Annotated in this window: 8 protein-coding genes and 4 pseudogenes; 3 read left to right on the forward strand and 9 right to left on the reverse strand. The window is 62.5% G+C overall.

Annotation, left to right across the window (positions count from 1 at the left end):
* Window positions 1–610: 610 nt before the first annotated feature.
* From XpopCFBP1817_RS16600 to XpopCFBP1817_RS16615, 4 genes are all read right to left on the reverse strand, one after another.
* Complete coding sequence (locus XpopCFBP1817_RS16600) at window positions 611–1495, reverse strand: bestrophin family protein (protein ID WP_128417960.1); 885 nt, start codon at window positions 1493–1495, stop codon at window positions 611–613.
* Window positions 1496–1643: 148 nt separating this feature from the next.
* The gene (locus tag XpopCFBP1817_RS16605; protein WP_128417961.1) at window positions 1644–2240 is read right to left on the reverse strand and encodes an LON peptidase substrate-binding domain-containing protein; all 597 of its coding nucleotides are present in this window, start codon (window positions 2238–2240) and stop codon (window positions 1644–1646) included.
* The gene (gene mpl / locus XpopCFBP1817_RS16610; protein ID WP_208619648.1) at window positions 2237–3607 is read right to left on the reverse strand and encodes a UDP-N-acetylmuramate:L-alanyl-gamma-D-glutamyl-meso-diaminopimelate ligase; all 1371 of its coding nucleotides are present in this window, start codon (window positions 3605–3607) and stop codon (window positions 2237–2239) included. Before mpl ends, XpopCFBP1817_RS16605 begins: the two co-directional genes overlap by 4 nt.
* Before the next feature lie 347 nt (window positions 3608–3954).
* Window positions 3955–4518 (reverse strand): adenylate kinase, encoded by a 564-nt coding sequence (locus XpopCFBP1817_RS16615; RefSeq protein ID WP_128417963.1) that lies wholly within the window; start codon window positions 4516–4518, stop codon window positions 3955–3957.
* A gap of 157 nt (window positions 4519–4675) precedes the next feature.
* Between XpopCFBP1817_RS16615 and XpopCFBP1817_RS16620 the strand changes: the two genes are divergently transcribed.
* Window positions 4676–5932, forward strand: coding sequence for a 6-phosphofructokinase (locus tag XpopCFBP1817_RS16620; RefSeq protein ID WP_128417964.1), 1257 nt, complete (start codon window positions 4676–4678; stop codon window positions 5930–5932).
* An 80-nt stretch (window positions 5933–6012) separates the two neighbouring features.
* On the opposite strand, the pseudogene XpopCFBP1817_RS16625 reads toward XpopCFBP1817_RS16620, so the two are convergent.
* A pseudogene (locus tag XpopCFBP1817_RS16625) lies at window positions 6013–6456 on the reverse strand (HDOD domain-containing protein); the annotation flags it as partial.
* Between the two features lie 114 nt (window positions 6457–6570).
* A complete protein-coding gene (gene ppa, locus XpopCFBP1817_RS16630; protein WP_128417965.1) occupies window positions 6571–7107 on the reverse strand; it encodes an inorganic diphosphatase in 537 nt (178 codons plus the stop codon).
* 196 nt (window positions 7108–7303) lie between these two features.
* Here ppa and XpopCFBP1817_RS16635 point away from each other — a divergent pair, with 196 nt between their 5' ends.
* Complete coding sequence (locus XpopCFBP1817_RS16635; RefSeq protein WP_128417966.1) at window positions 7304–7786, forward strand: hypothetical protein; 483 nt, start codon at window positions 7304–7306, stop codon at window positions 7784–7786.
* 55 nt (window positions 7787–7841) lie between these two features.
* Here the strand turns inward: XpopCFBP1817_RS16635 and XpopCFBP1817_RS16640 are convergent.
* Window positions 7842–9869, reverse strand: a pseudogene (locus XpopCFBP1817_RS16640) (sodium-translocating pyrophosphatase).
* Between the two features lie 252 nt (window positions 9870–10121).
* On the opposite strand from XpopCFBP1817_RS16640, the gene XpopCFBP1817_RS16645 reads away from it, so the two are divergent.
* Window positions 10122–10646: a hypothetical protein gene (locus tag XpopCFBP1817_RS16645; RefSeq protein WP_128417967.1), complete on the forward strand. Its 525-nt coding sequence runs from the start codon at window positions 10122–10124 to the stop codon at window positions 10644–10646.
* Window positions 10647–10785: 139 nt separating this feature from the next.
* Here XpopCFBP1817_RS16645 and XpopCFBP1817_RS24110 read toward each other — a convergent pair.
* Both XpopCFBP1817_RS24110 and XpopCFBP1817_RS24115 read right to left on the reverse strand, forming a co-directional pair.
* Window positions 10786–11183: pseudogene (locus XpopCFBP1817_RS24110) on the reverse strand (IS30 family transposase); the annotation flags it as partial.
* 6 nt (window positions 11184–11189) lie between these two features.
* Window positions 11190–11288 (reverse strand): annotated as a pseudogene (locus tag XpopCFBP1817_RS24115) (IS30 family transposase); the annotation flags it as partial.

Genomic DNA, 11288 nt, shown 5'->3' on the forward strand with positions numbered 1-11288 from the left:
CGTCTTACATACCCAATTTGCGCGTTACTGGCGCTCTGGATACTGAAATTTTTGGGTCTTGCGAGTTGTTCAGACCTTCCTTAGATGCAGCCGAATGTTTAGGTCACCAGCCTGATTAGTCGAGTGCGCGGTGCCCTCACCGCTCGCGGGACACGCCGCAAGTACGTCCACGTAGGCTCGGTGGCGGCATCCATGCCGCCACACGGTCCCGCAATCGGTAAGGACACCGCACCAGAAAGTTAGTCGGCTGCTTTCTTAAAAGCTTGTCCGTTACTCTACCTGTATTGGGAAGATGACCGAACGCGCCGTTATCCGAAAAACGGCCGTCGTGCATTACTTGCACCATGCATACCGACACTCTCGACTGGTCCTTGCCCGCCCACCGTCGTGGGACCTTCTGCGGCATGGATGCCGCAGAAGAGCCTACACGGACGTACTTGCGGCGTGTCCCGCGATGGTGGGCGGGCCAAGGGCCCTGCAGCCAAGCCGCAGATCAGCCGCTCTGCAACTGACGCATCCATGCCATCCAGCACCTCTCAAGGCGACCGGGATACTGAGCTTTAGCGCCGTTTGGATGCGCACAAGCCGCGTTGGTCGAGCCGCGATGCACTCACCACAACACACCACCCACCGGCTGCATCGGTTCCGGCGCCGGCTCACCAATCGCCTGCAACGCATCGATTTCCACCATGCGGCACATGCTGTCCAGCGGCAGATCGTGGATGGTGTTGGCGAACGGGTCGACCAGCTCGTCGCCGATCTTGAGCACGGCTAAAAACATCAACCCCGCCACGGTCGAACCCACTGGCGTGGCGTATTGCAGCGTCTCCACCAGGCCGATCGGCAGCAAGACGCAGAACAACCGCGTAAACAGATTCGGATAGAAACGGTATTGATACGGCAGCGGCGTATTTTTCAGCCGCTCCATACCGCCTTGCGCGTTGGCGATATCTACCAGAATGCGTTCGACACTGGCCTGCTGGATGCTGTCGATCCAGCCATCGCGACGCGCCTGTTCGACGCTGCGCCCGGTACGATCGAGCAGGCCATTGGCGACATTGGTCCGCGTGATCACCGAGGCCACTTCATCGGCATCAAGCCGCGATTCTAGTACGGCATCCACTGGCAAACGGCGCAACTGGCAACGCAACGCATGCACGTACGCGACCTGGCGCAACGCGATCGTGCGCCCCAGCGCTGCGGCTTCCGGCGCGGACAACACGCTGATGCTCAGACGCACCAGGTTGCGCGATGCATTGATCATCTGGCCCCACAGCACGCGCCCCTCCCACCAGCGTTGGTAGGTCGAATTGGCACGAAACCCCAGAAACAACGCCAATGCCGAACCGAAGATGGTCAACGGTAACGCAGGCGCGCGGAACGGCAGCACGTAGTAGATGATCGTGATCAACACGTCCCATACGAACAACACCGCCAGAGTCTGCCAGACCTGGTCGAACACATCGGATACACGCGGTTTGACACCGATGATCAAGGCACACTCCATGGATCGATAACGCGTGAGGCCGTTGCGCGCATCCAGTGCATGGATGCCATCGGCAGCGCGCCCAAGCGTGGCGAGTGTGCTACTGCAGCGGTGCAAGCGCGGTGATGGGTCTCACGCGCAGCGCAGCATCACAGCGTTACAGCATCCACGCCAGCACCTGATCCAGGCGCCGATGCGCATCGTCCTGCTGCAACAACGACAGGCGTTGTTGTTCGGTCAGCGGCAACAGCTCGGCCAGCCGCCAACCCACCCATGCCGCTTGATCCAGCTGGCACGGCCCGGCCGATGCGAATTCGCCACCTACCTGTTCGAGCATGCGCTCGAGCACGGTTGCCAACAGGCTGTGCTCGGGCCGCAATTCGTCGTCACTGTCGGGTTCGCACCAACTCACCTCGCCCACGACGAGTCCGTTATCGCGGATGCGAGAACGCTGCACGTGGAAGCGACGCGTCCCACGCAAGCGCAGCACCAGCACGCCATCGGCGCCAACATCGAAATCCTCGATACGCACTCCGGTGCCGAACGCCGCCGGCGTTGCCGGGACGCCGACTTCTGCGCCACCCAGAATCAGGCACACACCGAAACTGCTGCCAGTGCGGCCGCTCTCGCGCACCAGATCCAGATAGCGACGTTCGAACACGCGCAAGCCCATCGCAGCGCCCGGCAGCAACACGGTGTGCAGCGGAAACAGCGGCAATGCGCTGCTGTCGGCGGTGCTGGTGATGTCCGTCATCGTGACAGCTGTGCCAGGAAGCGACGCGGCGCGCCATCGAAGCCGCCATTGGACATAAACACCACATGATCGCCCGGCTGTGCGATCTCGCCCAGCGTGTGCAGCAATGCATCCACCTCGTGCGCCACATGTGCATCACCGCGCACCTGCGCCATGATCGGCGCCGCATCCCACGCCAACTCGGGCCGATGCAGAAACACCACCGCATCGGCATCGCGCAACGACGGCGCCAACGCCTGCGCGTGCGCGCCCAGCCGCATCGAATTGCTGCGCGGCTCCATTGCCACCAGCACGCGTGCCGCACCCACCTTCGCACGCAAGCCCTGCAACGTGGCCGCAATCGCGGTGGGGTGATGCGCGAAGTCGTCGTAGACGGTGATGTCGCATGCCTGCCCCAACACTTCCAGCCGGCGTTTGACGCTTTGAAAGCGCGCCAACGCCGGCATCACTGTCACCGGATCCACGCCGACCGCGTGCACGGCAGCCAGCGCCGCCAATCCGTTGAGTACGTTATGCCCCCCGACCAGCGGCCAGTGCACCTGGCCGATCTCCACGCCGCGATGCAGTACCGCAAACACGCTGCCATCGGCGGCCACCAAACGGGCGCTCCACTCCAGCGATGCATCGAAACCGAAGCGCTCCACCGGCGTCCAGCAGCCCATCGCCAGCACTTCGTCCAGGCGCGCATCTTCGCCGTTGACGATCAAGCGCCCGCGCGCCGGCACCGTGCGCACCAGATGATGGAACTGACGCTGGATCGCCGCCACGTCGGGGAAAATATCCGCGTGGTCGTATTCAAGGTTATTGAGGATCGCCACCAGCGGACGGTAGTGCACGAACTTGCTGCGCTTGTCGAAAAAGGCGGTGTCGTATTCGTCGGCTTCCACCACGAATTCGCGCCCCTGGCCCAGACGCGCCGACACGCCGAAGTCTTCGGCCACCCCGCCGATCAAAAAGCCCGGCGCACGCCCGGCGGCTTCAAGCAGATAGCTCAGGATGGTGGTGGTGGTGGTCTTGCCATGGGTACCGGCGACCGCCAACGTGTCGCGGCCCGGTAGCACCTGCTCGGCCAGCCACTGGGCACCGGAGGTGTAACGACGGCCGGCGTCCAGCACTGCTTCCACGGCGGGATTACCGCGCGACAAGGCGTTGCCGACGACCACGTCGGTGGCATCGGCCGAAATAGTGGACGGCGTATAGCCTTGTGCCAGCGCGATGCCGAGCGTTTCCAGTTGGGTGGACATCGGCGGATAGATGGCCTGGTCGCTACCCGCAACCTGCCAACCCAGCTCGCGCGCAAGGGCGGCAACACCGCCCATAAAGGTCCCGGCGATGCCGAGGATGTGGAGTTTGGTCATGGCGCATATTGTCGCCGATCGCCGGAGTTACGGGACATTCCGATCCATCGCCGGCGGCGTTGTCAGGAAATCCCCACCGTACTGCCAGGAATTTCCAGAAATGCGAAACAAGTCACATATATCATCATACTGAAGGCCAGTCGCAGCACCCTTCTGGTCCGACGCCCAAGTGGCCAAAATCCCCAAGGAGCTCATGCTGTCGGGGCTCTGAGCAAGCCCATCACTTGCGTTATTCCGCCCCGGCCGTCTTGTAAGACCGGGGGTTTTTCTTTTGCGGCACCGCAAATGCGAAAAAGCCGCGCAGCCTGTTGGCGCGCGGCGTTGCAGACCGGGCATCACGCCCGGCCCGCGCCGACTCAGCGACCGAGCGCCTTGCGGATGCGCTCCAGCACTTCGTCCAGCGAACCCACGCCATCTACGCGCGCCAGCTTGCAGCGCTGCGCGTAGAAGCCGATCACTGGCGCGGTGGAATCGGTATAGACCTGCAGGCGCTTGCGCACCGATTCGGGATTGTCGTCTTCGCGGCCTTCGGCCTTGGCACGGCCGGCGATGCGCTCGACCAGCAACTCGCTGGCGACATCCAACTGCACCACCGCATCCAACGGCTGACCGATCTTGCTGAGCAGCCCGTCCAGCGCGTTGGCCTGCGCCACGTTGCGCGGATAGCCATCAAGGATGAACCCCTTGGCAACGTCGGCCTGACCGAGCCGCGATGCGAGCATGCCGAGCAGAATTTCGTCCGATACCAGATCGCCGCGTGCCATCACTTCCTTGGCCTTCAAGCCCAGCGGCGAACCAGCGGCCACTTCGGCACGCAATAGATCGCCGGTAGAAATATGCGGAATCTCAAACGTCTCTTTGAGCCGTGTCGCCTGGGTGCCCTTGCCCGAACCGGGCGGTCCCAACAGAACCAATCGCATCAGTGGACTCCACTTTCGAATAAAAACGCGTTGCGGTTGGCGGCGTTAGACTCAGGTCTTCGCCAGCGCTGACCGTATGGTCGTGCAGCTTACCGCATCCGGGGAATCTCCCGGCACTGTCCCCTGCGCCATGTCCCCATTGAGGAGCCCGTCCCCTATGATCACTGGCAACTTGCTATATGCCCAATCCGGCGGCGTCACCGCCGTCATCAACGCCACCGCCGCCGGTGTGATCACCGAAGCGCGCGCACGCAAGATCAAGGTCCTGGCCGCGCGTAACGGCATCCTGGGCGCATTGCGCGAGGAGCTGATCGATACCTCGAAAGAATCGGCCGCCGCAATCGCCGCGCTGGCACAGACCCCCGGTGGAGCGTTCGGCTCGTGCCGCTACAAGCTAAAGTCGTTGGAAGAAGACAGCGCCAGATACGAGCGCCTGCTGGAGGTGCTGCGTGCGCACGACGTGCGCTGGTTCCTCTACAACGGCGGCAACGATTCGGCCGATACCGCGTGGAAGGTCTCGCAGTTGGCCAAGGCCTACGGCTACCCGCTGCACTGCATCGGCGTGCCCAAGACCATCGACAACGACCTGGCAGTGACCGACACCTGCCCCGGCTTCGGCTCGGCGGCGAAATACACCGCGGTCTCGGTACGCGAGGCAGCGCTGGATGTCGCCGCAATGGCCGACACCTCCACCAAGGTCTTCATCTACGAGGCGATGGGCCGACACGCCGGTTGGTTGGCCGCAGCAGCGGGTCTGGCCGGCCAAGGCGCGGACGAGGCACCGCAGATCATCCTGCTGCCCGAGCGCGCCTATGACCAGGCGGTGTTCCTGGCCAAGGTCAAACAGGTAGTAGAGAAGGTCGGCTGGTGCGTGGTGGTCGCCAGCGAAGGCATCCAGGACGCACACGGTACCTTCGTTGCCGATGCAGGCGGCGCAACTGACTCGTTCGGGCATGCGCAACTCGGCGGCGTCGCCTCGTTCCTCGCAGCGCAAGTCGAGCAGGAACTCGGCTACAAGGTCCACTGGACCCTGCCCGATTACCTGCAGCGTTCCGCACGCCACCTCGCCTCCAAGACCGACTGGGAGCAGGCACAAGCTGTCGGCAAAGCGGCGGTGCAATACGCGCTCAAGGGTATGAACGCAGTGATCCCGGTGATCGAACGCGTCAGCGACGCACCTTACCGCTGGAAGATCGTGCCCGCCCCGCTGCAGAAAGTGGCCAATCACGAAAAGAAGATGCCGCCCAGCTTCCTGCGCAAAGACGGTTTCGGAATCACCGAACGCGCACGCCGCTATTTCGCCCCGTTGATCAAGGGCCAGGCCCCGTTAGCCTATGGCAGCGACGGCCTGCCGAAGTATGTGAGCCTGAAGAATGTGGCAGTAGCGAAGAAATTGCCGGTTTGGGAAGGGTGAGCATCAGGCAACATGCTTTGGTTCACAGCCTCGCGCCGGTCTTTAACTATGCGTTTTCTGCGGCTGGTTGACTGAGAGCTGATACGCCCGATCGCCGCGCGTAAGCGCGGATTGGTGAGCAGATCGCGCAGCTCTTCCAGGCTGGTGACCGCCTCAAGCAGGACCTCCGGCGCCAGCGGCATCGGCAGGAAGCGATGCGCTACACCAATGATGCGGGCCGGCGGCGTGCGCTGGCCATCCTGCACATCGATCAACGCGATACGGATGGTGTCCGGGCGCAGCTTACGGATTTGGCCCAACAACGTGGCGGCAGTGAGATCCGGCAGGACCGGTGCAACGATGACGGCATCGAACGGCGACAGCGCAGCAGCTTCGATCGCCGAATTTCCATCGGCCACTTGCTGCGCTTGCCACTCATCGCCCAGATCAGCGACATAGTCGCTCAGCTCGGACGGAAGGCTGGCTTCGTCCCCAACAAACAGAATACGCAAGACACTTCCCCAAGAGTCACCGGCGATAGACACCGGCCAAACGCTGTCGGCAATGTACCCAATCTGCCCACGGCGGTCACCGGGATCACGCGGAAAAGCGTGATCCCGATTGCCCCGCGTTTGCGGGACTGCATCACGGTCGATCGATCAGGCTGCGTCGGAATTGTAGCGTTCCACCGACTCCACCAGGATGCGCCTGGCCTCAGCCGCGCCGCCCCAGCCATCCAGCTTGACCCACTTACCTTTCTCCAAGTCCTTGTAATGCTCGAAGAAGTGGCCGATGCGCTCCATCCAGTGGCTGGACACCTGATTGATGTCCTCGATGTGCGCATAGCCGGAAAAGATCTTTTCGATCGGCACGGCCAGGATTTTTTCGTCGCTGCCGGCTTCGTCGCTCATGCGCAGCACGCCCACCGGACGGCAACGCACCACCGAGCCAGGTACCAGCGGCAGCGGTAGCACCACCAGCACGTCGGCCGGGTCGCCATCGCCACACAAGGTGTTGGGCACGTAGCCGTAGTTGCAGGGGTAACGCATCGGGGTGGACAGGATGCGGTCGACGAAGATCGCGCCACTGGCCTTGTCCACTTCGTACTTGACCGGCTCGGAATCCTTGGGGATCTCGATGACGACGTTGATTTCGTCCGGCAGATTCTTGCCGGCGGTGACCAGTTCCAGTCCCATGCGCGTAGCTCCGAGGCTTCAGCAGTGTGTGGAGCGCGATTCTACGCGTTCGGCTGTTGCGGTGCAGCGACCCTGAATGGGCAATACGCTGACCCCGGCACGCGGCATAGTCCGCATTCATCATCAGTGGGTCCCCGATCGTTGTCGGCAAAGGCGCGGCGCACGCTGCAGGCTCATCCATCACTCGGGAATTGCCTTGTCCAAGCTCGCACGTGTGCTTGTTGTGCTGTTGCTGTCCTTCTTCGCCCAGGCCGCCCTTGCGGCAACACCGCCGCCGACCTTCGTCGATGCGGTGGACTGGCCCGCCAATGGCGAAGGCTGGGAGGCGTTTGTCGATCTTGAGCAGCGGCTGGAACACGATTTCGACCAGATCTGCGGCGACACCTTTTGCGGTGGCGAGTTCAGCAACTACCAGTCGTTGCGCTTCCGCTGCTCGGTGCATCGGGTGACCGGTGTGGTGCGCAGCTGCATCTGGACCTTCGGCGCCAGCGAGGTCAGCGTGGATCCCCGCAGCGGGTACCTGCGCTCGGATAGCCGGGTCTGGCGTTGCACCGCGCCATTGAAGGCTGCGACCCGTCTTGACGACATGTATCGCAGCTTGGCGGTGACCAACCCGCTGTTTGAGCTGTTGCCGAATGGCGCGCCGCCGATCTATGACGGCCTGATCGGCTGCCTTTGACAGCTGTTGCGTCGGCATGGCTGCAGGTGTCCTTAGCAGCCCTGCGCGATGTGCTTTAAAGCAGCGGCACCAGCAGCAAAGCCACGATGTTGATGATCTTGATCAACGGATTGATCGCTGGCCCGGCGGTGTCCTTGTACGGGTCGCCCACCGTATCGCCGGTAACGGCAGCCTTGTGCGCTTCGCTGCCTTTGCCGCCAAAGTGGCCATCTTCGATGTACTTTTTGGCGTTGTCCCAGGCACCGCCGCCGGTGGTCATCGAAATCGCCAGAAACAATCCGGTCACGATCGTGCCGATCAACAGCCCGCCCAGTGCACGTGGCCCAAGCAGCAGCCCGATCACGATCGGCACGACCACCGGCAACAGCGAAGGCACGATCATTTCGCGGATCGCCGAGCGAGTCAGCATGTCGACCGCGCGGTCGTATTGCGGCTTGGCGGTGCCGGCCATGATGCCGGGAATCTCGCGGAACTGGCGGCGCACTTCTTCGACCACCGCGCTCGCCGCACGCCCCACCGCTTCCATCGCCATTGCAGCGAACAGGTAGGGGATCAGCCCACCGATCAACAAGCCGATGATCACCGTGTGGTCGGACAGATCGAAGGCGAACACTTCGCCGGGATTGGCTGCTTGCAGGTTGTGGGTGTAGTCGGCAAACAGAACCAAGGCGGCCAACGCCGCCGAGCCGATCGCATAGCCTTTGGTGACCGCTTTGGTGGTGTTGCCAACCGCGTCCAGCGGGTCGGTGATGTTGCGCACGTCCGGTGGCAGCTCGGCCATTTCGGCGATGCCGCCAGCATTGTCGGTGATCGGCCCGTACGCATCCAGTGCGACGATCATGCCGGCCATCGACAACATTGCCGTGGCAGCGGTGGCAATGCCATACAAGCCGCCGAAATAAAATGCTCCCCAGATCGCCGCGCAGACTGCAATCACCGGCAGTGCGGTGGATTTCATCGAGATGCCAAGGCCGGCAATGATGTTGGTGCCGTGGCCGGTGGTGCTTGCCGCTGCAACGTGCTGCACGGGCTTGTATTGGGTGCCGGTGTAGTACTCGGTGATCCAGACGATCAAGCCGGTGAGCACCAGGCCGATCAATGCGCACGCATACAACGAGGTGGCACCGTGCGTGTTATCGCGCATCAACTACTGGGTGATCGGCCAGTAGGCGAGTGCGGCTAGTACGCCGGAAACGATCACGCCTTTGTAGAGCGCGCCCATGATCGAGCCACCCGCTTTGACCTTGACGAAGCCCGCGCCCACGATCGATGCGATGATCGACACGCCGCCGAGCAGCAGCGGATACAGCACCGCGTGCGGCCCGGTTTCGGCCAGCGTTAGACTGCCCAGCAACATCGTGGCGATCACGGTGACGGCATAGGTCTCGAACAGATCCGCTGCCATGCCTGCGCAGTCGCCGACGTTATCGCCCACGTTGTCTGCAATCACCGCCGGGTTACGCGGGTCGTCCTCGGGAATGCCGGCTTCCACCTTGCCGACCAGATCCGCACCCACGTCCGCACCTTTGGTAAAGATGCCGCCACCCAGGCGCGCGAAGATCGAGATCAGCGACGCCCCAAATGCCAGTCCCACCAATGCATGCAGGTTTTGCTCCAGCGGCAGGCCCATCGCTTGCAACACTACGTAATAACCGGCTACGCCGAGTAACCCCAAGCCCACCACCAGCATGCCGGTGATGGCGCCGCCCCGGAATGCCACATCCATCGCCTTGCCGATGCCATGCCGCGCGGCCTCAGCCGTGCGCACATTGGCGTGCACCGACACGCTCATGCCGATATAGCCGGCCAGGCCCGACAGCACTGCGCCGATCGCAAAACCCACTGCGGTGTACCAACTCAAAAACAGCCCGACCAACACGAACAACACGCCGCCAGCAATCGAAATGGTGAGGTACTGTCGATTGAGATAAGCGCGCGCACCTTCCTGGATCGCGGCTGCGATCTCCTGCATGCGTGCGTTGCCACTCGGCTGCGCGATCACCCAGCGTGCCGACACAATTCCATAGACGATTGCCAGGACCGCACAACCCAACGCAAGCAGTAATCCGTAGTGTTCCAGCATGACACCTCCAAAGAGAATGGACGTCGTCCGGTCGGGACGAACCAAGGGCGATGCACGCAGCGAGTGGACTGGCGAATACGGACTCGACAGCCACAATGACCGTAACGCGCGTCGCGATGTTCATGTGGCCGGATCGCGACCGAGTATGCGCCGCACCTTGTGTAGCTGCCACCACTACGGCTTTGGCGCGTTGTTCAGTCGCGGCGTGACAGTCTGCGGCCCAACGTGATCGACCCGATCCAGGAGTTTTTTATGTCGAACAATGCCGCTTCCAGGTATGCCGTGACGATTGCAGCCCTGTTGCTCACCGCCCACGCGTTTGCCGCCGAGCCAACGCCTGAATTGAAACAGCGCGCAGCCGGCACCGCGCAAGCGGTCGGTGCCGTGCACATCTTGCGTCAGATCCCCGAAGCCTGCGCCCGCCTTGAAGGGGTGTTCACCGGCAATGCCGCGCAGCCTTACACCCTCTCGGTGGTACGCAGCAGTCCCACCTGTCAGTCACGCGCGCGCTTCGTGGATTTCGCCAAGGCCACGCCCAGCGTCGCATCGGGCTGGATCTATCACGATGTGATCCGCGTACCAAGCGCAGCCTGCCCGGCGCAGCAAGCGGTGGTGCGCATCTGGCGCAAGCCGGTGGAGGCAAAGCCGCAACTCGATGGACAGGGCCAGTCGCGCATCTACCTGGAAGAGGCCAAGCAACAGGCCGCCGCCGGAAAGATTCCGCAGGTGCCGATGTTCGCGGCGCAGATGACGGTGGAAGGTAAGGCTTGTAAGTAGGTAAGTCGTGTCCGCAACGGGACGTTCAATCCCGTTGCGGAGATCGCTGTCATTCCACGCGTTCGAGCTTGGCAGCCATGCCATCGAATATCGTTTGATCTGAGGGCGAGAGATTCGGACGGCCGGATAGAAGGCGGTCTCAAGACTCACGTGCAACACGTGATGTGAACGTTGCGAGTTCGTCTTCCATTGCCTCGCTGGGTGTTGTCCGGCCCAGGGTTTTCCGTGGACGGGTGTTCATCAGTCATGCGGTGTGAGTGAGGTAGTGCTGACTGACGCCAGACAGGTCTGCTCCTTTGGGCAGCAACTGGCGAAGCAGGCCGTTGGTATTGTCGTTGCTTGTGCGCTGCCCCAGGGCGCATGCGGGTCGGCAAACCACACATGCATGTTTACCCCCTCCATCAGCTCGGCGTAGCGCGTCAGTTCGGTCCCGCGATCATAGGTCAGGCTCGTTCGCATCGAGGCAGGAGGCGTTTTCATCTGGCGGGTTACCCCTTCCAGCGCATCTGCCGCCGTGCAGCCATCCATCCGGCACAGAGCGTGCTGCACTTCCTCAGGCGTGATGGTGCTGAAGTCGCGGCTGCGTGGGAAATATTGGCGCAACACGCCGTTGAGATGTTCATTGCAGCCGCGTTGCCAGGG

The sequence above is a fragment of the Xanthomonas populi genome, from assembly GCF_002940065.1.
GTDB classification, from domain to species: domain Bacteria; phylum Pseudomonadota; class Gammaproteobacteria; order Xanthomonadales; family Xanthomonadaceae; genus Xanthomonas; species Xanthomonas populi.

What these genes read in the sequence shown, in the direction of transcription:
- XpopCFBP1817_RS16605 (WP_128417961.1), bottom strand. Translation starts at nt 2,240, where the DNA reads ATGACGGACATCACCAGCACCGCCGACAGCAGCGCATTGCCGCTGTTT.
- XpopCFBP1817_RS16615 (WP_128417963.1), bottom strand. Translation starts at nt 4,518, where the DNA reads ATGCGATTGGTTCTGTTGGGACCGCCCGGTTCGGGCAAGGGCACCCAG.
- XpopCFBP1817_RS16620 (WP_128417964.1), top strand. Translation starts at nt 4,676, where the DNA reads ATGATCACTGGCAACTTGCTATATGCCCAATCCGGCGGCGTCACCGCC.
- ppa (WP_128417965.1), bottom strand. Translation starts at nt 7,107, where the DNA reads ATGGGACTGGAACTGGTCACCGCCGGCAAGAATCTGCCGGACGAAATC.
- XpopCFBP1817_RS16645 (WP_128417967.1), top strand. Translation starts at nt 10,122, where the DNA reads ATGTCGAACAATGCCGCTTCCAGGTATGCCGTGACGATTGCAGCCCTG.